Origin of the sequence: Immundisolibacter cernigliae, from assembly GCF_001697225.1 — a bacterium.
GTDB lineage: Bacteria > Pseudomonadota > Gammaproteobacteria > Immundisolibacterales > Immundisolibacteraceae > Immundisolibacter > Immundisolibacter cernigliae.
Genome location: NZ_CP014671.1, coordinates 51,172 through 72,782, shown reverse-complemented (window position 1 = coordinate 72,782; position 21,611 = coordinate 51,172). Strand labels below are relative to the sequence as shown.

The window sequence follows — 21,611 nt, the reverse complement described above, 5'->3', positions numbered from 1 at the left end:
CCCCGCGCCGCGGCCGGTGCGCTGGTGGCTGGACCGCCTGGACCGCTGGCAGGCGCACGAGGCGGACTTCATGACCCTGCGCCAGCACGCCGGCATCACGCGCCAGAAAGTGGCCCAGCTGTGCGCCGTGACCGAGGCCACCGTCAGGCGCTGGGAGGACGCCAGCAAGCCGCCGCCGCGCGCCATGTGCTGTTTATGAAAACTCCCCCGGCCATCCGGCGTCGTCCTAAATGCTCCCGTGGCGCACCCAAACCCCACCTGTCGCGAACCCGACAAAGCCCACAGGCCTGCCTTGGCGGCCTGGTCCGGGATTGGCCGTTAATAAATAACCTCATTCAATTACAGCTAGTTATTTAATATTCGTGGCTGGCACACTGCTTGCGATGAACCGGTTGAAGCCATCATCGGTCGCCGGTCATGTCCACTGCCACTGTCATCGTCAACGACACCACGCTGCGCGACGGCGAGCAGACCGCCGGGGTTGCGTTCAGTGTCGGGGAAAAACTCGCCATCGCCCGCGCACTGGCCGCTGCCGGCGTGCCGGAACTCGAAATCGGCATTCCGGTAATGGGCGGCGCCGAGCGCGAGACCATCGAGGCCGTCGCTGCCCTGCAGCTGGGTCCGCAATTGATGGTCTGGGGTCGCATGCAGCCGCAGGATCTGGCCGCGACCCGTGCCTGCAGGGTGGACCTCGTCAACCTGTCGATCCCGGTGTCGGACATTCACCTCGCCCACAAGCTGGGTCGCGACCGGGCCTGGGCGCTCGGACAGGTGGAACGCTACGTGAAGGCCGGGCTGGATGCCGGATTCAGGGTGTGCGTGGGCGCCGAGGATGCCTCGCGCGCCGATACCGATTTCCTGCTGCGCGTGGCGGAAACGGCTGCCGCGGCGGGCGCCTGCCGGCTGCGCTTTGCCGACACGCTGGGCGTGCTCGACCCGTTCGGCACCTACGAGCGCATCGCCCGCCTGCGCGCGGCGGTCGATCTGGACATCGAGATGCACGCCCACGACGATCTGGGGCTGGCTACCGCCAACACGCTGGCCGCCGTGCGTGCCGGCGCCACGCACATAAACACAACGGTCAATGGCCTGGGCGAGCGCGCCGGCAATGCGCCGCTGGAAGAGGCCGTGATGGCCCTGCGCCACGTGTACGGCATCGATACCGGCGTCGACAGCCACCGCCTGCCGATGCTGTCGGCACTGGTGGCGACCGCGTCCGGGCGGCCGGTGGCGGCCGGCAAGAGCATCGTCGGCGAGTGGGTGTTCACCCATGAGGCCGGCATCCACGTCGATGGCCTGATCAAGCACGCCGCCAACTACCAGGGCTTCGACCCGGCAGAACTTGCCCGCAGCCACCGCACCGTGCTCGGCAAGCATTCCGGCGGCAACGCGGTGCGCGCCGCCTATGCCGCGCTCGGCATTGCGCTTGAGCCCACCGCGGCCGGACAGCTGCTGGCGCAGATTCGTGCCCACGCTGTCGCCACCAAGCGGGCGCCGGAAGTGGCCGACCTGCTGCGCTTTTATCGAGAACTTACGCTGGAGGCTGCCTGATGAGAGCACTGCACGGGTCACCGTACACCGCGTCCGGAGCCGGCCGATGAGCGCCCTGCTCGATCGCATGGCGCAGCTGTCGGCAGCCGAGGAGTTCTTCGCTTTCCTCGACCTGCCCTACGAGCCGCAGGTGGTGCACGTCAACCGCCTGCACATCCTGAAACGCTTCAATCAGTACCTGCGCGTCACGCCGGAGCTGGACGGCCAGGACGAGGCGGCGCAGCGCGACATCTGCCGCGGGCTGCTGGCACGGGCGCATGACGATTTCGTGCACTCCAATGCCGCGCAGGAAAAGGTGTTCAAGGTGTTCCAGGACCAGGACGGCAAATCGGTGTCGCTGAGCTCGCTGCGCGGCGCCCTGCCCAGTCAACGCGAGAGGACATAAGCGCCATGCACAGCGTCGTATGCATCAAGCAGGTACCGGACAGCTCGCAGATACGCGTGCATCCGGTCACCAACACCATCATGCGCCAGGGCGTGCCGGCGATCATCAATCCCTACGACCTGTTTGCCCTGGAGGCCGCCCTGAAGCTCAAGGACCGCTACGGCGGTCGGGTGACGGCGCTGTGCATGGGGCCGCCGCAGGCCGAGGCGGCGCTGCGCAAGGCGCTGTCGTTTGGCGCCGACGAGGCGATCCTGGTCACCGACCGTGCGTTTGCCGGCTCCGACACGCTGGCCACCAGCTTCGCGCTGGCCTCCGCCATCCGGCAGATCCAGCGCGACATGGCGGTGGATATCGTCTTTACCGGCAAGCAGACCATCGACGGCGACACCGCCCAGGTCGGCCCCGGCGTCGCCAAGCGGCTGGATCTGCAACTGCTGACCTACGTTTCCAATATCGACGAGGTCGACCTGGAACGGGGCGAAATCGTCGTACAGCGCCGCGCCGAGGGCGGCGTGCAGGTGCTAAAGACCCGCCTGCCGGCGCTGGTCACCGTGCTCGAAGGCATCAACGAGATGCGCTTCGCGACGCTCGACGACATGTTCCGGGCCGCCCGCTACCCACTGAAAGTCTGGAATCGGGAACAGGCCGGCATCGAGGACGTGGCCAGGATCGGCCTCAAGGGCTCGCCCACTGTGGTGGCCAAGGTCTTCGCGCCGCAGGCCAGGCGCGAGCGGGCTGAACTGATCGAGACCCACAGCGGCGCGTCCAGCGATGTGGCAGCCACGCTGCTGGCCAAGCTGTTCACCCGCTATCCCCAGGTCAAGGCACAGGTAGAACGCCAGGCCCTGTGAGCACGGAGAACCGACCCATGAGTGAACAAGCCCCCTCCCCGCCCGCCCGGCCGACTGGCCGACGCAAGGTCGAACTCGACCCGCGCCTGGCCGCCTACAAGGGCGTGTGGGTATTCATCGAGCACGAGCGCGGCGCCGCGCATCAGGTGTCCTTCGAGCTGCTGGGCGAGGGCCGCAAGCTGGCCGACGCGCTCGGTGTGGAACTGGCCGGCGTGGTAATGGGCGCGCCGGGTGAGGCGACGCGCCGCTTTTGTGCGCAGGCCTTCCACTACGGCGCCGATCTTTGCTACCTGGTCGAGGACCCGATCCTGGCCGAGTACCGCAACGAACCCTACACGCGCGGCCTGACCGATCTGGTCAATGTCTTCCAGCCGGAAATCCTGCTGCTGGGGGCCACCACGCTGGGCCGGGACCTGGCCGGATCGGTGGCCACCACGTTGCAGACGGGTCTTACCGCCGACTGCACGGAGCTGAACATCGATCCGGAAAACCGCAGCCTGGCCGCCACCCGACCCACCTTCGGCGGCAGCCTGCTGTGCACCATCCAGACCCTGAACTACCGGCCGCAGATGGCCACCGTGCGGCCGCGGGTGATGAGCTTGCCGGAGCCCGACACCGGCCGCAGCGGGCGCATCGTCGAGCACCCGCTGGGCCTCGTCGAGACCGACATCGTCACCAAGGTGCTGGAGTTCATCCCCGACCAGAACCGCGACCAGGCGCAGCTGGCCTACGCCGACATCATCGTGTCCGGCGGGCGGGGCCTGAAGCGTCCCGAGAACTTCCAGTTGATCTGGGATCTGGCCAAGGTGCTGGGCGCCGAGGTCGGCGCCTCGCGGCCGGTGACGCAGGCCGGCTGGGTCAGTGCCGACCGCCAGGTCGGCCAGACCGGCAAGACGGTGCGGCCGAAGCTGTACATCGCCGCCGGCATTTCCGGCGCCATCCAGCACCGGGTCGGCATGGAAGCCTCGGACGTCATCATCGCCATCAACGAAGACCCGGCGGCGCCGATCTTCGACTTTGCCACCTACGGCATCGTCGGCAACGCCATGCAGATATTGCCGGCGCTGACCGAGGCGTTTCGCCAGCACCTGGCCACCGCCCGCAAGGCGGGCTGACCCGAGGAGATCGTCATGAGCGAGAAATTCGACGTCATCGTGGTCGGCGCCGGTCCGGCCGGCAACGCCGCCGCCTACACGCTGGCCAAGGGCGGATTGAAAGTGCTGCAGATCGAGCGCGGCGAGTCGCCGGGCTCCAAGAACGTGCAGGGCGCCATCCTCTACGCCGACGCGCTGGAACGGATCATTCCCGACTTTCGCGACGATGCGCCGCTGGAGCGGCACATCATCGAGCAGCGCATGTGGGTGCTGTCCGACGATGCCTACGTCGGCAGCACCTACCGCTCGGCGGCCTTCGACAAGCCGCCCTACAACCGCTACACCATCATCCGCGCCCAGTTCGACAAATGGTTCTCGCAAAAGGTGCAGGAAGCCGGCGCCCTGCTGCTGTGCGAGACCACCGTCACCGGCCTGATGATGGACGGTGACCGGGTCGCCGGCGTGCACACCGACCGCGGCGGCACGGTGTACGCCGACCTGGTGATCCTGGGTGACGGCGTGAACTCCCTGCTAGCCAACAAGGCCGGCTTTCACCCGGAGCTGAAGCCACGCGACGTGGCATTGGCGGTCAAGGAGATCCACTTCCTGCCGGAACCGACCATCGAGAGTCGCTTCAACGTGCAGCCCGAGCAGGGCGTGGTGATCGAGATGGCCGGCAAGATCACGCAGGGCATGGTCGGCACCGGTTTTCTGTACACCAACCGCGAGTCGCTGACCATCGGCGTCGGCTGCCTGCTGTCGGACTTCAAGGCGAACGGCGTGCCGCCCTATCAGATGCTCGAGGACATGAAGAAACACCCTGCCATCGCGCCGCTGCTCGAAGGCGGCGAGATGAAGGAGTACTGCGCCCACCTGATCCCGGAGGGCGGCTACAAGGCGGTGCCGCAGGTCTGCGGGCACGGCTGGCTGATGGTTGGCGATGCCGCCATGCTGGTCAACAGCGTGCACCGCGAGGGCTCGAATCTGGCCATGACCTCCGGCCGCCTGGCGGCCGAGACCGCGCTCGAACTGGCCGCCGCCGGCAAGCCCATGACGGCGCGCAACCTGGCCGCCTACCGTGCGCGCCTGGAAGACAGCTTCGTGCTCAAGGACCTGAAGAAATACCAGCGCCTGCCGCAGGTGTTCGACCGCAACCACCAGTTCTTCACCGACTACCCGGACCTGCTCAACGGCGCCGCCCACACCCTGCTCACCGTCGACGGCGTCGACAAGAAAACGAAGGAAAAACAGGTGCGCAAGAACTTCGTCACGCGCCGCTCGCCGCTGGGTCTGGTGGGCGATGCCTTCAAGCTGTGGAGGGCCTTCGAATGATCAAGGTCGAGGAAAAACTGTTCCAGAACCGGTATCGGGTCGACGCCGGACGGCCGCACATCTCCATCGTCGACGCATCGGTCTGCCAGCACGACTGCCCAACCAAACAATGCACCGTCTGCTGCCCGGCGGCCTGCTACACCCGCGAGGGTGACGGTCGCGTCACGCTGATCACCGACGGCTGCCTGGAATGCGGCACCTGCCGGGTGATCTGCACCGATCACCGCAACGTCGCGTGGGAGTACCCGCGCGGCGGCTACGGCATTCTGTTCAAGTTCGGCTGACCGCCATGCCAAGACCGGAACAGCACGTCTTCGTCTGTGTCCAGACCCGCCCGGCCGGGCACCCGCGCGGCTCCTGCGGCCAAAGCGGCAGCGGCGACCTGCTGCAGGCGCTGGGACTGGGGCTGCAGCAGGCCGGACTGGCCGAGCGGGTGGCGCTGACCTCCTGCGGCTGTCTTGGACCCTGCGGCGACGGGCCCAGCGTCCTGGTGTATCCGCAGGGCGTGCTTTACGTCGGCGTGAGCCGCGGCGACGTGCCCAGCATCCTGGACCACCTGACCGGTGGCGAACCGGTTACGCGGCTGTTGGCGCCGGCCACGGTATGGAGCTGACGGCCACAATTGGCCTCGACGCGCCGCAACCGGTCGCGGCGGCTGCGCTGCTGGAGCGGGCACGCGCCGCCTGGCACGATCCGGCCGCCGCAACCGCCCTGCTCGGCGAGGCGCTGGCCCTGGCGCCGGACTGCCTGGCGCTGCATTACGCCCGCTACAAATTCCACAGCAGCCATGGCCAGTACGCACTGGCCGAGGCGGCCGCCTGCACGGCGCTGGCCGAGGCCGCCCGCCAGGCGGGCTTCGACGCCGACTGGCGCAGCCTCGGCCCGGTCACGGCCGACTGGTCCGACGTGCGCGGCGCGGCGCATTTCTACCTGTTCAGCCTCAAGGCGCTGGCGTATCTGCGTCTGCGCCGCGGCGCCGTGCAGGACTGCCTCGCCCTGCTGGACACACTGCAGCGGATCGATCCGGCCGATCAGGTCGGCGCCGAGGTCATCCGCGCCCTGTACCGGGGAGCCATCAGCGATGCGGCCTGAGTCCGGCGTCTGCGTCGGGTGGAAAACCGCCCTCCCCCACCCGGACCGCCCGGACCCATGGTCCGTCTACGAGCGCCTGCTGAACCGCGTGGCGGACGTCGGCTCGGTGCACGAGATAACGCTTGGCCTGATCTGGACCCTGTGCCGCGGCGAGCGCGCCTGCGGCCTTGCCATGACGCCCGCCAGCGCGCCGCGTACCCTGCCGTGGCCCGGCACGCTGGCTGGCCGGCCCCTGGCGGAACTGGCCAGCTGGCTGCCGGCCTGGAACCCGCACGAGGCAAGCATCGGTCTGGCTGCCGTCAACGCCGCCCTGAACACGCCGGACAACCCGCTGTTGGCGAATTCGACGCCGCTGGCCGGTGGCGGCAACCTCGCCGTTTTCGAGCACTTTGCCCCGCAGCTGAAAGGCCGGCGGGTGGTGGTGATCGGCCGCTACCCAGGCCTCGATGCCTACGCGGGCGCACTGGACCTGACCGTGCTGGAGCGCCAGCAGACCGAAGGCGACCTGCCCGACCCGGCCTGCGAATACCTGCTGCCGCAGGCCGACTGGGTATTCCTGACCGCCAGCAGTCTGGCCAACAAGACCTTTCCCCGCCTGGCCGAACTGTCGCGCCGCGCCACCACCGTGCTGATGGGGCCAGGCACGCCCTGGCTGGCCGATTTCGCGGACTTCGGTATCGACTACCTAGCCGGCGTGGACGTCACGGACAGCGCGCAACTGCGCCGCACCGTCGCCGAGGGTGGCGGCACGCGCCTGTTCGAAGGCGGTGTGCGCTACCGCCTGGCGGCCCTGCACGCCGCCACCTGAATCCCCACCCTGGAGCAAACCCGATGGCCATCGCCTACGACCACCTGAAAGCCGACCTCGCGCTATGCACCGGCACCCGCAAGGCCGGGCAGCAATGCAACGGCACCGTCCATGTCTGCGGCCAGTGCGGCGCCCGCGGCTGCAAGCAGAACCGGCCGGGCCTGTGCAGCGAACAGGCCTTCGACGTGCTCGACCAGTGCCTGAAGTGCGGCGCGCACGCCATGCAGCCGGCTGGCTGATCGTCCGCTTTCGACACGCCGCAGGCCGCTCGATCGCGCAGGGAAACCCCATGGCCGAAATGATCACCGTGGAAGATCGCAACCAGGACACCCTGTCGCGCAAGGCCGGCCGTTACCTGTACGTCGATACCCAATTGTGGCTCGAAGATGGCCAGGTGCACCGGGGCGACGGGCCGGCCGTGCTCTCCCCCGACGGGGCCCAGATCTGGTATGTCCGCGGCAAGGAAGTGACGCGTGAGGTAACCGCGTTCTTTTTCCAGCACAAATGGCCCTTGCAACGAGGTCTGAATACGCCGGAAAAGATCATTGAGTTCGATGCCCGGTTCCTGAAATGACCGCCGGGCCGAGCACAACCGGCGACTTTTATCCAAAGCCAGGTGCCCATTGCCTGGAATCACGCAACTGACTTTTTAAATTGATGGCCAATACTCCACAACGATGCCTTGCAGGAGCTCGTCATGTTCACCAAAGCGTGCGATTTGAGCGAATTGAGTGAAGGAAAATACGATGTAGCCGCCGTCAACCGCACCCTGGTGCTGCTGGTCTGGCCGCGGGGCGGTCAACTCGTCGCCTTGCAGGGTATGTGCCCACATGCGAACGAACCGCTCGCCGACGCCAGATTCGATGGCAGCATTCTCGCCTGCCGGCATCATGACTGGGAATTCGACGGCGCCACCGGCCAGTGTGTCCGGGGAAAACCCTGCAAGCTTGCCGAATATCCGGTCCAGATACGAGACGGAGAAGTCCACGTCGACGTCAGCGGCGTGGTTCCCAACCGGGCCGCTTGAATCAATCAGCGATTCCCGGGCCCATCAAGCCACTCGACCAGGTCGGTTTTCAGGAGACTCCTCATGTCGATTGCCGAAGGATTCTTCATTGATTGGGACGGCAATGCCCGCCGCACGGATGATCCCGGAGGTGGATATTGCTGCGAAATCGATACCGGCGCCCGCTACGTTGCCGTCACCACGAAAAGCGGCACCCTGGTGCATGAGGGTACGTATTACCTGAGCCTGGCCGACATCGAAAAGGCCGGCATCAAGGCATCGCTGGTCACCGGCTCGCATCCGTGGGGCAGCCGGCAAGACGGATTCTGAGCCTCGCTCAAAGCCGCGGGAATCGGATCATGTTGCCAACCACCATTCTGGTCGACGATGCGCCGCGCTGTGTCGTGCGGCCGAACGACGCCAAGGCACTGAATCGCTTCCTGCGCAACGCCAGGCCGTTCCTGCTCGGCAAAAGGCCGGACGGGGCCATTTCCCACCGCCCGGCGGAGGCCGGGGAACTGGCCAAGTGGCGCGACGCCCTGGCCCTGCACGAGGCCTGCGGCGGCGCCGAGGACGAGTATTTCGGGGTGCCGCTGTAGCGAAAGCCGCTGCGCCTTCCCCGACAAAACCGCCGCGGTCCGGGCGGCGTCAGAGCACCGCTTCGAAGCCCTCGAACTGGAGCGGTCCGAGGTAGAGATCCCTGTTCTGGCCGGCGCCGGCGTGGGCGGCACGAAACGCCTCCGAGCGCGTCCAGGCCTCGAAGGCGGCGGCGCTGTCCCAGGTGGAGTGCGAAATGAACACCGTGGCCTGGCCGTCGCCTGGCCCCTGCAGCAGGTTGAAGCGCTGGAAACCGGGCACCTCGGCCAGACGGCTGTCGCGCGTGCGCCAGACCTCGATGAATTCGGCCTCGCGGCCGGCGGCGATGCGAAAACGGTTCATGGCGATGAACATGGGCAAGACCCCTTGGAGCGTGGCGCAGGACGGCCCCCGCAACGGCACTGAGCCTTGGCTGGACCGCAAGCGTGTCAGGAACGATACCCCTCCTCGGCCAGCACCTGGCGCACCACCGGCAGCGCACGCAGGCGCCGGTAGTGCGCCGCCACGCGCGGCGGCAGCGGGATGTCCGTCTTGTCGGCCCAGAATTCGTTGTAGAACAGCGCGGCGTCGGCGATGGTGAAGTGCTCGCCGACCGCGTAACCGGCGGCCGGCAGGTGCGTGTCGAGGGCCTCGAAGGCCTGCGTGACGATCTGCCGGCCGTGCGCCGTCACGTCGTCCCGCGCCCGCGCACCCGGCTCGGCGAGGTAGCGCTCGGCGGTGAAGATGCGCCTGAAGCCCTCGCCGTGCAGCTGGCCGAGCGCGAAGTCGAGCAGCTCCACGGCGCGCGCCGCGAGCGCCGGATCATCCGGCAGCAGCCTGGCGCGCGGATAACGCTCGGCGAGCCACAGCGCGATCGCGCGAAAGTCGGTCAGCGCCGGGCCGTCGTCCGGCACCAGCGTCGGGATGGTGCCGCGCGGGTTGATGGCCAGGTACTCCGGTTTCAGGTGATCGCCGGCCGGCAGGTTCAGAACCCAGGCCTCGAACGGCAGCTCCAGCGTTTCCAGCAGGATGTGGATGCCGGTCGAACAGGAACCGGGCGTCATGTAGAACTTCATGGCCATGGTCGGGCTCCGGGCGCGGGATCACACATTGCCGTCGGCCGACCAGCGCTGCGAACCCAGCGCCGCCGCAATCGCCTGCGCCCGCGCCAGCTCGATGTCATCGGCATCGCCCGCCACGTCCCGGCAGGCGCGCAGCGCCGCGTGCAGCAGCTCGGCCTTCGGATAGACCGGGCCGAAGCCTTCGCCGTGGGCGCGGTAGTCGCAGGCACACACCTGCAGCAGCGCCTCGAAACGCTGCGGCCGATCGAACGCGCCCAGGCGCGCCAGCATGGCCGCCACCGGACCCGCGCGCACCTCCGACACGCGATGCACGCGCTCGCATTCGGCGAGCGCCAGCAGCGCCAGCTCGCGACAGGCTGCCGGCACGCCAAGACGCGCGCAGATGGCCTCGATGCGTGGCCCGCCGCGCTCGATGTGGCGGTAGTGAATCGGCAGATGCTCGGGCGGCGAGTCGGACTTGCCGACGTTCATCACCAGCAGCGCAAAGCGCACGGGCAACGGCGCGTCACAGCGCGCGGCCTCGGCCAGCGCGTTCAGGGTGTGCAGACCGATGTCGACGCTGCGCTGGTCGGCGCCGAGCTGCGGCACGCCGAACAGTGCCGCGAGCTCGGGCAGCACCGCGCCGAGCGCGCCCGACAGGCGCAGCGCCGCCAGCATGCGCGAGGGCCCGCACGCCATGAGACCGCGTTGCAGCTCCGGCCACATGGCCGGACCCGGCGTGACCCGCAGCGCGCCGCGCAGGGTGTGGCCGGCCATGGCGTCCAGCAGTTCCTCATCGAGCGCGCCGTCGTCCTCGGCCAGCAGCGCGGCCATGCGCAGCACCGCCAGCCCCGGCTCGGTCTGCACGAGATCGGCGGGCATCGGCATCGGCGTCAGGCCGGCTGGCGCAGCGGCTTGACGGGGCCGACGTCGACCTGGATCGCGTCGCCCTCGATGCGCAACGGGTAGGCATGCAGCGCATTGCGCACCGCGTGCGTCACGCACTTGCCGCTGACGGCGTCGAAGCCCCATTGGTGATGCGGACATTTCACCGCCTTGCCATCGAAGGTGGCGTCCGTGAGCGGCATGTCCGCATGCGGGCAGCGGCCCCGGTAGGCCTTCAGCTCGCCGCCGGTCGGCCACAGCAGCAGCACGCTTTTCTTGCCGACCTGGAACAGGCCCATGCCGCCCTCGCGCACGGCGTCGGTGGTGCAAATGGTGGTGAAATTCATGCGGTGACCTGCTGGACACAGATGGAGCGGCTCAGCCAAGCCCCAGGTCGGCGAGCAGCTGCTGCAGCTCGCCGCTGGCGAACATCTCGCGCACGATGTCGCAGCCGCCGATGAACTCGCCCTTCACGTACAGCTGCGGGATGGTCGGCCAGTTGGAATACGCCTTGATGCCTTCGCGAATCTCGGCGTCGGCGAGCACGTTGAAGGTGGCGTAGCCGACGCCGAGCTGATTCATGACCTGCACCACGGCCTGCGAGAAGCCACACTGCGGCGCCGCCGGCACGCCTTTCATGAACAGCACGATGTCGTGCTGGGCGAGCATGTCGCTGATGCGCTCGGCGACCGGGTTGGGGGTAGACGTTGTCATGGCAGCTTCTCCTTGAACGGGAATGTCAGGCGGGAACTTCGGTCTGCAGCGCCAGCGCGTGCAGCGCGCCGCCCATGTCGGGGCCGATGGCGGCGTACACCAGCTGGTGCTGCTGCACCCGCGTCCTGCCGCGAAAGGCGGCCGACACGATGCGCGCGTGCCAGTGGTCGCCATCGCCGGCGGTGTCGGTCAGTTCGATCTGCGCGTCGGGGAAGGCGCGCCGCAGCAGCGCCTCGATCTGCGGTGCGGTCATCGGCATGGCTCGGGCTCCGGGAGGTGCATCGGGGGCTGAAGGTGCGGCGCCATGTCGTCAGGCCGTGTGGCGCAGCAGGCGCAGGCTGCCCGCCGTGGCGGCCAGATCGACGGCGCGAAAATCGTCCAGCGTGCGCAGGCCGGCGTCAGCCCCGGCGCCCAGCAGCAGCCCGACCAGCGCGTCGCGGCCGCTGGAGGCGCAGTACATCAGCGCCGTGGCGCCGTTGTCGTTCTGGTTGTCGAGGCGCGCGCCGGCCGCGAGCAGGCGCTGCACGACGCCGGCATCGCCGCCGAAGCAGGCCAGCCACAGCGCGGTGTTGCCGTCCGTGTTGCGGGCTTCCAGATCGGCGCCCAGACCGATCAGCTCGTCGACCAGATCCAGCCGCGCCGCGCGCGCGGCCTTCATCAGCGGCGTCATGCCGTGGTCCGCGGCGGCATCGATGTCGGCCCCGGCAAAGCCCTGCGCGGCCATGAACTGCCGCAGGGCCGCGCTCGGGGCCCGGTTGGGCTCGACCGCGCCGGCCAGCGCCAGCGCCTCGAAGCCGCCGTCGATGCTGTAGACCTCGGCGTAGCCGAAGTCGGCGAAGGTTTTGGCGAACACCGCGCTGGCGTGGCCGTGGTAGCAGTAGATCAGCAGCGGCTGCGCGCGCGGCAGCCGGCCGATCCACTGGCCAAGCTCGCGCTCGGCGAGCGGCTCGGCGCCGGCCAGATGGCCGCGGGCGTAGCTGTCGGCATCGCGCGTGTCGAACAGGCGGTAGGCACGGTTCTGCTCATCCGCCCGGCGCATGAAGGCCAGCGCCTGGGCGGCGGTCAGCGTGCGAAACGTCCCTTCCGGCATCCTCGTCTCCCTCAGGCCGCCACCGGGCGCCCGACGTAGGGCGCGGTGGTCTCCAGCCGCGTGTCCGGCAGCGGGACGCCAATGGCGAAGGCGTACAGGCTCTGCCATTGCCGGTCCTTCAGGCCCAGTAGCGCGTGCAGTTCGTCGTCGAAATAGCAGCCGATGCCGGTGCCGCGGTAGCCGAGCGCCTCGGCCTCCAGATACAGCACCTGGCCGACCAGACCGGCTGCGCGCAGGAGTGCCCGGTATTGGCCGGGATCGCGCCGCAGCACCGGCTCGAACGGCGCCAGCATGGCGAGCGAGAAGCAGGCGGTGGCGGCGATGTCCTGGTGGCAGCACAGGCTGCGCGCGATGCGCCGCAGACCGGCCGGTGCGATGGCGCGCAGCAGCCAAAGGTCCAGATGATCGACGCCGGCAACCGGGCCGGCAGCGGCGAATTCCGGCCCCAGCTGTGCCAGCAACGAAGGCGCAGCATCGCGCAGCAGCAGGTACAGGCCCGGCGCAAGGCCCTGCACGCGATGCACGAACAGCAGCAATGCGATCTGGCCGGTGGCGGCCAGCGTCTGCCACGGCGGCTGCGGCCGCGCGAGGGTCGCATCGAGCAGGCGAAAGAACACCGCGGCCGGCATCAGGCCGCCGATGTCGTAACGCTGGCCGCTGCGCCGGCCAAGAATGGTCGCCACCGCGCCCGGCCCGCCGTCGGCGGTCGCCAGCGGCGGCGGTCCGCCCGCCCCGGTGGCGACGGCGCAGGGCGCATCGCCCGCCCCCGCCGTCGCGGCGGCGACCTCGTCGATGATCGGCCAGCGGTACATCGGATGAGGATCGATCGTGCTGGCACGGCCGTGCCAGCGGGCACCCTCGGCGCGAGCCGGCAGCGCCGCACCCGCGCCGGCATCACCACGCAGCGCCAGCAGCAGCTCGGGCTCCTCGCGCTCCACGTCGTCCCGCCGGCCGGCGGTGAAGTCGGCGTGCCGGTCGAGCCCGAGCAGCTGTGCCAGCGCCGCGCTCGGCAGGCCGGGCACCGCCTCGACCTGCCAGCCGAGCAGCGCGGCCGCATAGGCGATGCAGGCCACGGCATGACCGACGTCGAGCTGGCAGTAGCGAAAGGCGCGCTCGCCGTACTTCCAGGCCTCGCGCCAGATGACCGAACTCAAGCCCAGATAAAGCCCCGGCGGCCCGTCACCCGGCGGCCAGTCGGCACGCCGTTCCAGCACATGGTCCTCGGCGCGGTAATGGTGGACACCGTCGGCAAGACCGTGGATGCCATGGGCGAGCACATAGGCCTCGGTCGGATGCAGGTTGCCGCTGGACGGATTGCAGCGCAGCGCCCAGCGCTCGACGCCGTTCGACTTCCAGGCCGAAATGGCGAACGACAGTTGCAACAGCGCGCCGAGCGCCTCGGGGCCGGCTGGAACCGCCGGCCCGTGTACCGGCTGTTGCAGGCGCGAGAACGGCGCCTCGAAACGCGCGGCGGCGAGCGGCAGCGCCTGCACCGGTGCACCCTCGTAGCGGCGAAACGGCGCCGGCGGCGCGTCCCAGTCCAGCGTCTCCGGTCCGCGGGCGTAGCCCTCGAAGCGGTGCCGGGTGGCTTCGTGATAGCAGATGACGGTGGCGTAGGCGTCCATGCCGCCTGCAACGCAAAATCGGTGCCGTCTTAAACAGATCTTGAAATCAGTCGCTTACATTAACAACGTGGCAGTGGTAACGACATCCGTGCAGGGTTTGAAGGCTTTGCGACGAACCGCCCACCCCGCGGCGCGACACCGCCCCCGGACGGCGACACCCCGGCGCGGCGTGCGTTCAGCGCGGCGCCGCTCGCGCGTCGTGGGGATTGTCTTCCTGATTGCGCATCCAGTCGGCAAGCTTGGCCAGCAGGCCATATATCTCCTGCCTGGCAGCGGCATCGACAACGGTCTCGTCCAGCGCGCCGCGCATGCACAGCAGCCAGGCGTCACGCTCGGCGTTGCCTATCGGGAATCCCAGATGCCGCTGGCGCAGCCGCGGATGGCCGCGCTCGGCCGAATAGAGTTTCGGCCCGCCCAGCCATTCGCCCAGATAGCGCTTCAGGACCTCCTTGACCGGCCCCAGATCGGGCGCGTGCAGGGCGCGGATGGTTTTTGCCTCCGGCAAGGTCTCCATACGCGCGTAGAACGCATCGACCAGGCGATCGACCGTGGCCGCGCCGCCGATGCGCTCGAACATTGAAACGGTCATGTCGACATCCTTGATTCTGCAGGGAATCTGCAGGCGGCGATTATTCTGACGCGGGTCTGACGCGGGGGACCGTGGCCCGGGCAATTCGCGGCGAGGGCGCCGCTCCCACAGGGTATCGCTCGTGGGAGGCCCGCCCCCGGGCCGAATGCCATAGGTATCCGCCAGGCCCGCCAGTGTCACCCGCCGTCAGCCCCGCACCGGCCGCGTCGGCCCTTCCTCCGGGCCGAAGCAGAAGCCGTAGTCGCTGCACACGGCGCAGGACGGCGCCCGGCACTGCACCGCAGCGCGCTCGCACAGTTGCTTGTAGAGGAATTTCTTCCACTTCATGTCGCCGGTGTTGCGCTCGGAAAGACCCGGGAAATGCTCGCGCAGCAATTGTGACAAGGCCTGGCGGTGTGGCAGGCCAAGGTCCTGCCACAGGTGGTTGTCGCCAAGGCACCCCACGGCAACGGCGCTGGCCAGCCAGGTCGCGTCCTCACTGTCCGGCCGGCGGAATTCGAGCAGCAGCTCGCGGACGTCGTCCACCTCGTCGAGGCGCTGGCGCAAGGCCGTCGGCAAACCCGTGTCCAGGTGCGCGAGCAGCGCTGCGGCGTGCGGAAAGTGGCGCGCGGCCAGGCGGTGCAGTTCCGCAGCCGGCAAACCCAGCGTGCCGAACCGCGCCAGAACGCCGGCGAAGGCCTGCGCCGGCACGCATGCGGAGTCGACGGCGAGGGCGAACAAGCGCGCGGCGGCATCCTGCGCCCGAAGCTCGCTGCTGCTCGCCGCTGCCACTGCCACAGTGGTTCCGCCCTCAGACCGCCGCCGCCGCGTGGCTGTGGCACTGCTTGGGGCAGATGCGCGAGCAGGCCTCGCAGCCGACGCAGTTTTCCTGGTTGGCGATGGTCATCACCTTGCGCTCGTACTCGACCTCGTCATCGTCGTCGTCGCTGGCGTCCAGGTTGATGCTGATCTTCTCGCCGTCCTCGGTCAGACCGATCAGCTCGAACACGCCCCGCCCGCACACGCGGTAGCAGCGGCCGCAGCCGATGCAGCGACTGGCCTCGATGGTCTGCACGAAGCGCGGCGTCCAGGCATGGCCGTTGGGCAGGGTGACGGAAAACTCGCTCATGGCCTCAGCCTCCCGCCTGCGTCAGCGCGCGGCGCGCTTCGGCCAGGCTGCGGTAGGCGTCGAAGGCCTGCGCCGCCAGGTCCGGGATGTTCTCCCAGCCGGTCGGCAGGTCCTCGGACAGGTCGTGCAGGTTCATCTTGAGCGTGGTGGCGCGGGCGTTCAGTTGCTTCACCCGCGCCTTCAGGGTTTCCAGGTCGTCCATGGTGTATCAGCCGTAGTTCGCCAGTTCCGGATACTTGGTGATCATCTCGACACCCGCCGCCACCAGCTTTTCGCCCTCGGCGGCCAGTTTCTCCAGGCTCTCGAAGCCGAAGCGGTGCAGGTCGCGCAGCTGTTTGTTGACCACGATGAGGCGCCCGGCGGTCAGCACCAGCCGGCCGAAGCCCTCGTGGTGCACTTTCATCATCGGCGACACCATCACGCCGGTCGCCCGCTCGATGGCCAGGCCGATGGCGTTGTAGAACAGCTCCATGCGCCACAGGGTTTCCGGGTCCGGGTCGCCGATGATGGGGATTTCGCGCCGCTTCTCGCGGGTCAGGATGTAGGGTTCGAGCAGCTTCGCGTCGCTCTTGCCCTCCCAGGCGCCGTGGGCGTCCTGCGCCCGCCACTGCTTGACCAGCTCGCGTACCACCGGCACCTGCATCGGGTCCTGAATCAGCTCTGCCTCAGCCATGTTCCACCTCGTCTTCCAGATCGAATGTGCGTTCCTTGCCCTTCTGCAGCGCCTTGCGCAGCCACGGCGGCGGCGAGCCGGCCAGCACGCCTTGCAGTTTTTCCAGGATTTCGGGGATCGGCTCCGGCTGCGCCACCTTGATCGGGTGGATTCCATGCGCCACCACGCGCGCCGCGCCAGAGCCGCCGATGGCGGCCACGTACAGAATGGCGCAGTCCTTGATGGCCTCCAGCTTGGGCGCCAGCTTGTCCTCGTTGCCGTCTTCCTGCAGGTCGCCGTCGAACTGGATCGCCTCCACGAAGCGGTGCCCGTCCGGCCCCACGTCGTAGATCGCGATGTTCTTGGCCCAGCCGAAGTGGGCATCCACCTGGCTGAGATCCTGGGTACAAAAAGCTATTTTCATAAGGCCTCCATGGAACCGCTGTCGCGGTTGGCGGGAATCAATCAGCCGCAAGCGTCGCGGCCGCCGGCTCGTGCACATCGGGGAGTCTCCAGTCGTCCGGCCCCGGCTCGTGACCGTGCGCCAACAGCAGGTTGCCGATGTCGAATACCAGCCCGCGCGTGCCGCGGTAGCCGACGGTCAGCTGATGCGCGGCGCCCAGGCGGTCGAACATCGGCAGTCCCAAGCGAAAGAACGGCAGCTCCAGGCGTTCGGCCATCTGCCGGCCGTGGGCGTGGGTGATCAGCAGATCGCAGCCGGCGGCGCGCTGCTCCAGGTCTTCGAGGTCGCCGATCAGCACCTCGTCACAGGGCAGGCGTTCCAGCAGCGGCGATTCGGTGGTGGTGACGGCGGCGCCGATCCGGCAGCCCATCTCGACCAGGAACGAGCCGACCGCGAACAGCAGGTCCGGCTCCGCCCCCAGCGCCACCTTGCAGCCGCCGAAAAAGAAATGCCCGTCGAGCATGGCGTCCTCGAGCTGACTGCGCTGGCGGCGGTATTTGGCCGGCACCGGCCGGCCGGACAGCTCGGACAAGCGCATCAGAAAGGCGTCGTTCGCCACCAGGCCGGTCAGGCGCTCGAACAGCACGTAGGGCACGCCGGTCTTGGCTCCGAGCGCCGCGGCCGCCGGGCGCATCTGCTCGCCGATGGCAAGCGTCAGCTCCGAGCGGCCCATGCCGGCGATGTCGGTGAGCGTCACGCCACCGAGCGTGGTGGGCGTGAAGTCGTCCGGGATGTGGCCATCCAGCGAGTCCGACAGATCGGGCAGGATCACGGGCACAAGGCCGAACGCCTCGATGATCTCGCGCAGCTCCTCGATGTCGCCGGGCGTCAGGTGGCAGCCGGGCAGCAGGTTCACCTGCCCGCGCCGCGGCGGGCCGCTTGGCACCTCGACCAGGGTCTCGACCATGCGCGTCACGGTGGCCGCCCAGCCGTCCTGAAACGCGCCCTTGAAGTCCGGCGTCGAGGCGTACACCAGGCCAATGTGCGCCAGTTCCGGGTGGCGTTCGCGGATCAGGGTGATGAAACCCTCCACGTCGTCGCCCTTGGTCTCGGTGACGCCGGTGGAGCAGATGCCGATCAGGCCGGGCTGGGTGCGCTGGGCGATGTTCAGCACCGCCTGCTCGACGTTCTCGAAGCCGCCGAGCACGGTCGCCACCTCGCTCATGGCGGTGGTCTGCAGCGGAATCGACTCGCGGAAATGGCGCACGAACAACACCAGCCCGAACGAGGTACAGCCCTGCGAGCCGTGCAGCAGCGGCATCGACCCGCGCACGCCCATGAAGGCCAGCGCCCCGCCGACCGGCTGACTCATCTTGAGCGGATTGACCGTGCAGGCCTTTTTGGATTTGACGACGGTTGCCATGACTGACTCAAGCCGTCGCCGGGATGCAGGCCGCTGTACCCAAGTCCGGGGAAGTCACGCCGGTTGACCCCGGATTTCGCTGCGCTACATCCAGGCTACGAAGATTGCTTGCTTCGGCGGCCAGCCACGGCGCCGGCGTGCGCACCTGCTGCCAGATCGGGTTGTGCAGGGCCAGGTCCAGGCGGCGGATCATCTCCACCATGCCCACGTAGCCGGCGAAGGCGTGGTGGCGCTCCTGGTTGATGTCCATCCACGGCATCTTGGCCTTGAGCGCCACGAACTGGGAGCGCCCGCCGGACAGCATGATGTCGGCCCGCGCCTCGCTGAGCATCCGGTACATCTCGCGCGGGGTCATGTCCTCGATCATGTGCGCTTCCTCGCCCATGATTTCCTTGATGCGCTCCTTGTCCTCCTTGGTGGACTTTTTCACCGAGGTGCCGACGATCTCCAGCCCCACTTCCTGCAGGGCCGCCACCACCGACCAGGACTTGACGCCGCCGGTGATCAGCAACACCCGCTTGCCGGCCAGGCGCTCGCGATAGGGCTCCAGCGCCGCCCAGGCGCGGGCTTCCTCGCGGGCGATCAGCGCCTCGGTGCGGACCATCAATTCGGCGTCGGCGCCGCGTTCGATCAGCAGCCGCGCGATCTCGCGCAGCGAATCGCTCATGTCGCCGATGCCGTAGAACGAGCCCTCGAAGAACGGAATGCCGTAGCGCTCCTCCATCTTGCGGGACACGTTGATCATGGCCTTCGAGCACACCATCATCGCCGCCCGCGCCCGGTGCGACTGCGCCACCTCGTGGTACTTGGCGTCGCCCGAGATGCAGGCCAGCACGCGGATGCCCAGCTCGTCCAGCAGCGGCTTGACCTGCCACAGCTCGCCGGCCAGGTTGTACTCGCCGATGATGTTGATGTCGTAGGGCGTGGTGTAGTCCGGCTCCCGGGTGCCGATCACGTGCTCCAGCAGCGCCTCGCCGGCCAGCTTGTTGCCCAGGTTCTTGACCCCGACGAAACCGGGCGCATTGACCGGCACCACCGGCTTGCCGAACTTCTCGCTGGCCGCCTTGCAGACGGCCTCGATGTCGTCGCCGATCATCGCCGGCACGCAGGTCTGGTACACGAACACCGCCGGCGGATCGTACTTGTCGACGATCTCGCGGATCGACTTGTACAGCCGCTTCTCGCCGCCGAACACCACGTCGGTCTCGTTGATGTCGGTGGTGAAGCCGGTGCGGTACAGGCGCGAGCCCGAGGATTTGGCCCCCGGTTGTCCCAGGAATTGCCCTCGCAGGCGATCGGCCCGTGCACCAGGTGCGCCACGTCGGTGATCGGCTGCAGCGCGATCTTGGCGCCGTCGAAGGCGCAACCGCCGGCCGCGCCGCCGGGCTGCAACTGCTTGGTGCAACCCTTCTTGCGCTCCTTGTCCGACTTGCCCTGGTTCTTGTCGCAACCGGGCTCGTTGAAGACGTCCTGGATCGTGCTCGACAGCGTGCTCATGAAGCGACCTCCATGCGCCGGGCGGGGGAAGGCCGGCGCCTGCTGGAGGCATCGCAGGAATCGGGCCAGCCCGGGAGGGGCATGAATCTTGACTGTGAAACAGTCAGTTAAACGAAGCTCTGGCACCGCCGAACAGCGTGGTTGGCCGGTTTGTGACACGACGCTGTGGGGTTTGTCGCACACGGCGGCAGGCACCCTTCACGTCCGTCGTCGGCAGCGTGTCCGCATGGGTGTCTTGCGTACGGGTCAAGGCCAACGCACTGGAAGAGAAGATTCGCGGCGAGGGCGCCGCTCCCACAACACAGCGCCCGTGGGAGGCCCGCCCTCGGGCCGAATCCTCCCTCGCGCGGAGCCATCCGGCCACGCTGCCTGCTCAGAGCGCCGGCAGCGCAGCCTCGGTCAGGTCCGAGAGGTCTTCGCCGTGCACGGCTGCGGCGTCGAACACGCGGCGCCACGCCGGGCCGTCGAACGGTATTTGCCGGTCGGCGAAATAGTCGTGGGCGTTGCCGAGCACGTCATCGAGCACCGCCGCCACATAACGCGGCGCCAGCGTCGAGTGAGCCAGCTGCGCCGGCACGGCGGCGTGGAAGCGCAGCACCGGGTCGTCGGCCGTGTAACCGCCCATGCGCATGCCCTCGAAATCCGGTTGCAGGTCCGCGCACGCCAGCAGGAACGTGATCTCCAGACTCGGGCCGGCGGGCAAGGCGCCTTGCAGGCCTTGGCGGGCCAGGGCCATGGCCACGCGGGTGACGGCCTTGTCGATGGGCGATTTTTCCAGCGCTTCGGATTTGGTGACGTTGATGAAGATGCTGCTCATGGGCGGCTCCCGATCCGGATGGGCAAGGTGTTCAGGCCCGCTGTCTGCGGACAGGCCGCCGGCCGCAGAGCCCGCTCGCGCGCCGTGCGTTCACAAATCATCCGCCAGCACCTCCAGCGCGATCAGCTGTTCCCGCAGGGCCATGTGGGCGTAGAAGCCGTCCCGCCCGTGGTACAGCGGATCGCGGTACAGGGCATCGAGGGCGGTCTGGTCGTCCGGGTACACGCGGCAGGTCTGCAGCGTATCGACCAGCGCCGCGACGCAGGCGCGAAGCTCGCTGACCGGTTCGGCCTGATAAATCCCCTCCCCCAGCAAGGCGTCGGCGCGATACAGCGGCGTGTCCCAGCCGTGCTGCTGCGCCAATGCCGCGATCCAGAGCGGCGCCGTGTCCGGCGCCTGGCCGCTGGCCGCCAGCAGTTCGCGCGGGCTGGCCACGCCATGCAGCTGCCCGTCCGGCCGCGCCCGCGCGGCGCGAATCTTGCCGATCAGATCAGCCTCGTCGAAGGCAAACCACGCCTGCGCACGGCCTTGGCGCGGCACTTCGAGTACGTGGATCATGGGCCCTGCTCCAGGCGCCGGCATGGCGCCTCATTCATCGATGCGCAGCTTCAGGATGTCGTCCGCGGCGTGGCGGATGCGCTCGGCAATGGCCAGCGGGCTTGCCTCGTAGGCCGCCCGGGCGGCGTCCAGTGCGGCCTGTGCCATGGCCGCTTCCTGGGCGGTGAGCGGCACCCGGCCGGCCATGTGGGTGGCGTCCGGAACCGCTCGCCAGATGGCGGCGCGGTTCGGGTGCCGGCCCACCGGCGTCAGGGCCTCCGCCTCGCGGCGGCCATCGAGGCAGATGGCACGGCCGACCACTTCTACTCGGCGGCCGTCCTGGGTCAGCTTGATCGGTGTCCTTGACGTGTCCATGGGCGTGGGAGTTGCGACCGGTGGGGAGCCTGAGCTTGGCCAAGCAACGCCCGGGCCAGTCCACACAGGATGTAATTCACAGCGTTTCAGGGACATGTCGAGTGCCCGGGAACCCGGGGGTGTGTCGCGTTTGTCGCGCC

The 21,611-nt window shown here is 68.5% G+C and carries 33 protein-coding genes and 1 pseudogene; 15 read left to right on the top strand and 19 right to left on the bottom strand.

Annotated elements, in window-relative coordinates:
* Positions 1-16 precede the first annotated feature (16 nt).
* From PG2T_RS00445 to PG2T_RS00375, 15 genes are all read left to right on the top strand, one after another.
* Positions 17-199 carry a helix-turn-helix domain-containing protein gene (locus PG2T_RS00445; RefSeq protein WP_068802330.1) on the top strand — a complete coding sequence of 61 codons (183 nt, stop codon included), beginning with the start codon at positions 17-19 and terminating at the stop codon, positions 197-199.
* Between the two features lie 218 nt (positions 200-417).
* A complete protein-coding gene (gene nifV, locus PG2T_RS00440; protein WP_068802329.1) occupies positions 418-1,551 on the top strand; it encodes a homocitrate synthase in 1,134 nt (377 codons plus the stop codon).
* A 46-nt stretch (positions 1,552-1,597) separates the two neighbouring features.
* Positions 1,598-1,936 (top strand): nitrogenase-stabilizing/protective protein NifW, encoded by a 339-nt coding sequence (gene nifW / locus PG2T_RS00435; RefSeq protein WP_068802328.1) that lies wholly within the window; start codon positions 1,598-1,600, stop codon positions 1,934-1,936.
* 5 nt (positions 1,937-1,941) lie between these two features.
* A complete protein-coding gene (locus tag PG2T_RS00430; protein ID WP_068802327.1) occupies positions 1,942-2,787 on the top strand; it encodes an electron transfer flavoprotein subunit beta/FixA family protein in 846 nt (281 codons plus the stop codon).
* A gap of 17 nt (positions 2,788-2,804) precedes the next feature.
* Positions 2,805-3,902, top strand: coding sequence for an electron transfer flavoprotein subunit alpha/FixB family protein (locus tag PG2T_RS00425; protein ID WP_068802326.1), 1,098 nt, complete (start codon positions 2,805-2,807; stop codon positions 3,900-3,902).
* A gap of 15 nt (positions 3,903-3,917) precedes the next feature.
* Positions 3,918-5,213 (top strand): FAD-dependent monooxygenase, encoded by a 1,296-nt coding sequence (locus tag PG2T_RS00420; RefSeq protein WP_068802325.1) that lies wholly within the window; start codon positions 3,918-3,920, stop codon positions 5,211-5,213.
* Positions 5,210-5,497: a ferredoxin family protein gene (locus PG2T_RS00415; RefSeq protein ID WP_068802324.1), complete on the top strand. Its 288-nt coding sequence runs from the start codon at positions 5,210-5,212 to the stop codon at positions 5,495-5,497. Before PG2T_RS00420 ends, PG2T_RS00415 begins: the two co-directional genes overlap by 4 nt.
* 5 nt (positions 5,498-5,502) lie before the next feature.
* Positions 5,503-5,826, top strand: a complete 324-nt coding sequence (locus PG2T_RS00410; protein WP_068802323.1) for a (2Fe-2S) ferredoxin domain-containing protein — start codon at positions 5,503-5,505, stop codon at positions 5,824-5,826.
* The gene (locus PG2T_RS00405) at positions 5,817-6,305 is read left to right on the top strand and encodes a hypothetical protein (RefSeq protein WP_068802322.1); all 489 of its coding nucleotides are present in this window, start codon (positions 5,817-5,819) and stop codon (positions 6,303-6,305) included. The genes PG2T_RS00410 and PG2T_RS00405 overlap by 10 nt, the downstream gene beginning before the upstream one ends.
* A complete protein-coding gene (locus PG2T_RS00400; protein ID WP_083214665.1) occupies positions 6,295-7,113 on the top strand; it encodes a DUF364 domain-containing protein in 819 nt (272 codons plus the stop codon). The genes PG2T_RS00405 and PG2T_RS00400 overlap by 11 nt, the downstream gene beginning before the upstream one ends.
* 23 nt (positions 7,114-7,136) lie before the next feature.
* Positions 7,137-7,352 (top strand): hypothetical protein, encoded by a 216-nt coding sequence (locus PG2T_RS00395; protein ID WP_202816382.1) that lies wholly within the window; start codon positions 7,137-7,139, stop codon positions 7,350-7,352.
* 50 nt (positions 7,353-7,402) lie between these two features.
* Positions 7,403-7,687 carry an aldehyde dehydrogenase gene (locus PG2T_RS00390; RefSeq protein ID WP_068802321.1) on the top strand — a complete coding sequence of 95 codons (285 nt, stop codon included), beginning with the start codon at positions 7,403-7,405 and terminating at the stop codon, positions 7,685-7,687.
* 123 nt (positions 7,688-7,810) lie between these two features.
* Positions 7,811-8,140: a Rieske 2Fe-2S domain-containing protein gene (locus tag PG2T_RS15260; protein WP_075968108.1), complete on the top strand. Its 330-nt coding sequence runs from the start codon at positions 7,811-7,813 to the stop codon at positions 8,138-8,140.
* Between the two features lie 63 nt (positions 8,141-8,203).
* Positions 8,204-8,449, top strand: coding sequence for a hypothetical protein (locus PG2T_RS00380; RefSeq protein ID WP_068802319.1), 246 nt, complete (start codon positions 8,204-8,206; stop codon positions 8,447-8,449).
* A gap of 29 nt (positions 8,450-8,478) precedes the next feature.
* The gene (locus tag PG2T_RS00375) at positions 8,479-8,718 is read left to right on the top strand and encodes a hypothetical protein (protein ID WP_068802318.1); all 240 of its coding nucleotides are present in this window, start codon (positions 8,479-8,481) and stop codon (positions 8,716-8,718) included.
* 49 nt (positions 8,719-8,767) lie between these two features.
* Here the strand turns inward: PG2T_RS00375 and hmuQ are convergent, their stop codons facing one another.
* From hmuQ to PG2T_RS00280, 19 genes and pseudogenes are all read right to left on the bottom strand, one after another.
* Positions 8,768-9,070 carry a heme-degrading protein HmuQ gene (hmuQ, locus tag PG2T_RS00370; RefSeq protein ID WP_068802317.1) on the bottom strand — a complete coding sequence of 101 codons (303 nt, stop codon included), beginning with the start codon at positions 9,068-9,070 and terminating at the stop codon, positions 8,768-8,770.
* A gap of 74 nt (positions 9,071-9,144) precedes the next feature.
* Complete coding sequence (locus PG2T_RS00365; protein ID WP_068802316.1) at positions 9,145-9,777, bottom strand: glutathione S-transferase family protein; 633 nt, start codon at positions 9,775-9,777, stop codon at positions 9,145-9,147.
* Positions 9,778-9,798: 21 nt separating this feature from the next.
* Positions 9,799-10,638, bottom strand: coding sequence for a hypothetical protein (locus PG2T_RS00360; protein ID WP_202816381.1), 840 nt, complete (start codon positions 10,636-10,638; stop codon positions 9,799-9,801).
* A gap of 11 nt (positions 10,639-10,649) precedes the next feature.
* Positions 10,650-10,988, bottom strand: a complete 339-nt coding sequence (locus PG2T_RS00355) for a Rieske 2Fe-2S domain-containing protein (RefSeq protein ID WP_068802314.1) — start codon at positions 10,986-10,988, stop codon at positions 10,650-10,652.
* 31 nt (positions 10,989-11,019) lie between these two features.
* Positions 11,020-11,355 (bottom strand): Grx4 family monothiol glutaredoxin, encoded by a 336-nt coding sequence (grxD, locus tag PG2T_RS00350; protein WP_068802313.1) that lies wholly within the window; start codon positions 11,353-11,355, stop codon positions 11,020-11,022.
* A gap of 25 nt (positions 11,356-11,380) precedes the next feature.
* Positions 11,381-11,614, bottom strand: a complete 234-nt coding sequence (locus PG2T_RS00345; RefSeq protein ID WP_068802312.1) for a BolA/IbaG family iron-sulfur metabolism protein — start codon at positions 11,612-11,614, stop codon at positions 11,381-11,383.
* 51 nt (positions 11,615-11,665) lie between these two features.
* The gene (locus PG2T_RS00340; RefSeq protein WP_068802311.1) at positions 11,666-12,445 is read right to left on the bottom strand and encodes an ankyrin repeat domain-containing protein; all 780 of its coding nucleotides are present in this window, start codon (positions 12,443-12,445) and stop codon (positions 11,666-11,668) included.
* An 11-nt stretch (positions 12,446-12,456) separates the two neighbouring features.
* The gene (locus tag PG2T_RS00335; protein WP_068802310.1) at positions 12,457-14,070 is read right to left on the bottom strand and encodes a nitroreductase family protein; all 1,614 of its coding nucleotides are present in this window, start codon (positions 14,068-14,070) and stop codon (positions 12,457-12,459) included.
* Positions 14,071-14,245: 175 nt separating this feature from the next.
* The gene (locus PG2T_RS00330; protein WP_083214664.1) at positions 14,246-14,659 is read right to left on the bottom strand and encodes a group II truncated hemoglobin; all 414 of its coding nucleotides are present in this window, start codon (positions 14,657-14,659) and stop codon (positions 14,246-14,248) included.
* A 186-nt stretch (positions 14,660-14,845) separates the two neighbouring features.
* Positions 14,846-15,436: a nitrogen fixation protein NifQ gene (locus PG2T_RS00325; RefSeq protein WP_145930938.1), complete on the bottom strand. Its 591-nt coding sequence runs from the start codon at positions 15,434-15,436 to the stop codon at positions 14,846-14,848.
* A gap of 13 nt (positions 15,437-15,449) precedes the next feature.
* Entirely contained in the window at positions 15,450-15,767 is a 318-nt protein-coding gene (gene fdxB / locus PG2T_RS00320; protein WP_068802308.1) for a ferredoxin III, nif-specific, read from the bottom strand.
* 4 nt (positions 15,768-15,771) lie between these two features.
* Positions 15,772-15,969, bottom strand: a complete 198-nt coding sequence (locus PG2T_RS00315) for a CCE_0567 family metalloprotein (protein WP_068802307.1) — start codon at positions 15,967-15,969, stop codon at positions 15,772-15,774.
* Positions 15,970-15,975: 6 nt separating this feature from the next.
* Complete coding sequence (locus tag PG2T_RS00310) at positions 15,976-16,440, bottom strand: NifX-associated nitrogen fixation protein (RefSeq protein WP_068802306.1); 465 nt, start codon at positions 16,438-16,440, stop codon at positions 15,976-15,978.
* Positions 16,433-16,843, bottom strand: a complete 411-nt coding sequence (gene nifX / locus PG2T_RS00305; protein WP_068802305.1) for a nitrogen fixation protein NifX — start codon at positions 16,841-16,843, stop codon at positions 16,433-16,435. The genes PG2T_RS00310 and nifX overlap by 8 nt, the downstream gene beginning before the upstream one ends.
* Positions 16,844-16,880: 37 nt before the next feature.
* Positions 16,881-18,245 (bottom strand): nitrogenase iron-molybdenum cofactor biosynthesis protein NifN, encoded by a 1,365-nt coding sequence (gene nifN, locus PG2T_RS00300; RefSeq protein ID WP_068802304.1) that lies wholly within the window; start codon positions 18,243-18,245, stop codon positions 16,881-16,883.
* A gap of 7 nt (positions 18,246-18,252) precedes the next feature.
* Positions 18,253-19,742, bottom strand: a pseudogene (gene nifE, locus PG2T_RS00295) (nitrogenase iron-molybdenum cofactor biosynthesis protein NifE).
* A 373-nt stretch (positions 19,743-20,115) separates the two neighbouring features.
* Entirely contained in the window at positions 20,116-20,559 is a 444-nt protein-coding gene (locus PG2T_RS00290; RefSeq protein ID WP_068802303.1) for a hypothetical protein, read from the bottom strand.
* A 90-nt stretch (positions 20,560-20,649) separates the two neighbouring features.
* Positions 20,650-21,117 (bottom strand): hypothetical protein, encoded by a 468-nt coding sequence (locus tag PG2T_RS00285; RefSeq protein ID WP_068802302.1) that lies wholly within the window; start codon positions 21,115-21,117, stop codon positions 20,650-20,652.
* A 30-nt stretch (positions 21,118-21,147) separates the two neighbouring features.
* Complete coding sequence (locus PG2T_RS00280) at positions 21,148-21,471, bottom strand: hypothetical protein (RefSeq protein ID WP_068802301.1); 324 nt, start codon at positions 21,469-21,471, stop codon at positions 21,148-21,150.
* Positions 21,472-21,611 lie beyond the last annotated feature (140 nt).

Bases quoted from the DNA above. Each gene is read 5' to 3' on its own strand.
- nifV (WP_068802329.1), top strand. From the start codon at position 418: ATGTCCACTGCCACTGTCATCGTCAACGACACCACGCTGCGCGACGGC.
- nifW (WP_068802328.1), top strand. From the start codon at position 1,598: ATGAGCGCCCTGCTCGATCGCATGGCGCAGCTGTCGGCAGCCGAGGAG.
- PG2T_RS00430 (WP_068802327.1), top strand. From the start codon at position 1,942: ATGCACAGCGTCGTATGCATCAAGCAGGTACCGGACAGCTCGCAGATA.
- PG2T_RS00425 (WP_068802326.1), top strand. From the start codon at position 2,805: ATGAGTGAACAAGCCCCCTCCCCGCCCGCCCGGCCGACTGGCCGACGC.
- PG2T_RS00420 (WP_068802325.1), top strand. From the start codon at position 3,918: ATGAGCGAGAAATTCGACGTCATCGTGGTCGGCGCCGGTCCGGCCGGC.
- PG2T_RS00415 (WP_068802324.1), top strand. From the start codon at position 5,210: ATGATCAAGGTCGAGGAAAAACTGTTCCAGAACCGGTATCGGGTCGAC.
- PG2T_RS00410 (WP_068802323.1), top strand. From the start codon at position 5,503: ATGCCAAGACCGGAACAGCACGTCTTCGTCTGTGTCCAGACCCGCCCG.
- PG2T_RS00405 (WP_068802322.1), top strand. From the start codon at position 5,817: ATGGAGCTGACGGCCACAATTGGCCTCGACGCGCCGCAACCGGTCGCG.
- PG2T_RS00400 (WP_083214665.1), top strand. From the start codon at position 6,295: ATGCGGCCTGAGTCCGGCGTCTGCGTCGGGTGGAAAACCGCCCTCCCC.
- PG2T_RS00395 (WP_202816382.1), top strand. From the start codon at position 7,137: ATGGCCATCGCCTACGACCACCTGAAAGCCGACCTCGCGCTATGCACC.
- PG2T_RS00390 (WP_068802321.1), top strand. From the start codon at position 7,403: ATGGCCGAAATGATCACCGTGGAAGATCGCAACCAGGACACCCTGTCG.
- PG2T_RS15260 (WP_075968108.1), top strand. From the start codon at position 7,811: ATGTTCACCAAAGCGTGCGATTTGAGCGAATTGAGTGAAGGAAAATAC.
- PG2T_RS00380 (WP_068802319.1), top strand. From the start codon at position 8,204: ATGTCGATTGCCGAAGGATTCTTCATTGATTGGGACGGCAATGCCCGC.
- PG2T_RS00375 (WP_068802318.1), top strand. From the start codon at position 8,479: ATGTTGCCAACCACCATTCTGGTCGACGATGCGCCGCGCTGTGTCGTG.
- hmuQ (WP_068802317.1), bottom strand. From the start codon at position 9,070: ATGTTCATCGCCATGAACCGTTTTCGCATCGCCGCCGGCCGCGAGGCC.
- PG2T_RS00365 (WP_068802316.1), bottom strand. From the start codon at position 9,777: ATGGCCATGAAGTTCTACATGACGCCCGGTTCCTGTTCGACCGGCATC.
- PG2T_RS00360 (WP_202816381.1), bottom strand. From the start codon at position 10,638: ATGCCCGCCGATCTCGTGCAGACCGAGCCGGGGCTGGCGGTGCTGCGC.
- PG2T_RS00355 (WP_068802314.1), bottom strand. From the start codon at position 10,988: ATGAATTTCACCACCATTTGCACCACCGACGCCGTGCGCGAGGGCGGC.
- grxD (WP_068802313.1), bottom strand. From the start codon at position 11,355: ATGACAACGTCTACCCCCAACCCGGTCGCCGAGCGCATCAGCGACATG.
- PG2T_RS00345 (WP_068802312.1), bottom strand. From the start codon at position 11,614: ATGCCGATGACCGCACCGCAGATCGAGGCGCTGCTGCGGCGCGCCTTC.
- PG2T_RS00340 (WP_068802311.1), bottom strand. From the start codon at position 12,445: ATGCCGGAAGGGACGTTTCGCACGCTGACCGCCGCCCAGGCGCTGGCC.
- PG2T_RS00335 (WP_068802310.1), bottom strand. From the start codon at position 14,070: ATGGACGCCTACGCCACCGTCATCTGCTATCACGAAGCCACCCGGCAC.
- PG2T_RS00330 (WP_083214664.1), bottom strand. From the start codon at position 14,659: ATGACCGTTTCAATGTTCGAGCGCATCGGCGGCGCGGCCACGGTCGAT.
- fdxB (WP_068802308.1), bottom strand. From the start codon at position 15,767: ATGAGCGAGTTTTCCGTCACCCTGCCCAACGGCCATGCCTGGACGCCG.
- PG2T_RS00315 (WP_068802307.1), bottom strand. From the start codon at position 15,969: ATGGACGACCTGGAAACCCTGAAGGCGCGGGTGAAGCAACTGAACGCC.
- PG2T_RS00310 (WP_068802306.1), bottom strand. From the start codon at position 16,440: ATGGCTGAGGCAGAGCTGATTCAGGACCCGATGCAGGTGCCGGTGGTA.
- nifX (WP_068802305.1), bottom strand. From the start codon at position 16,843: ATGAAAATAGCTTTTTGTACCCAGGATCTCAGCCAGGTGGATGCCCAC.
- nifN (WP_068802304.1), bottom strand. From the start codon at position 18,245: ATGGCAACCGTCGTCAAATCCAAAAAGGCCTGCACGGTCAATCCGCTC.
- PG2T_RS00290 (WP_068802303.1), bottom strand. From the start codon at position 20,559: ATGAGCAGCATCTTCATCAACGTCACCAAATCCGAAGCGCTGGAAAAA.
- PG2T_RS00285 (WP_068802302.1), bottom strand. From the start codon at position 21,117: ATGATCCACGTACTCGAAGTGCCGCGCCAAGGCCGTGCGCAGGCGTGG.
- PG2T_RS00280 (WP_068802301.1), bottom strand. From the start codon at position 21,471: ATGGACACGTCAAGGACACCGATCAAGCTGACCCAGGACGGCCGCCGA.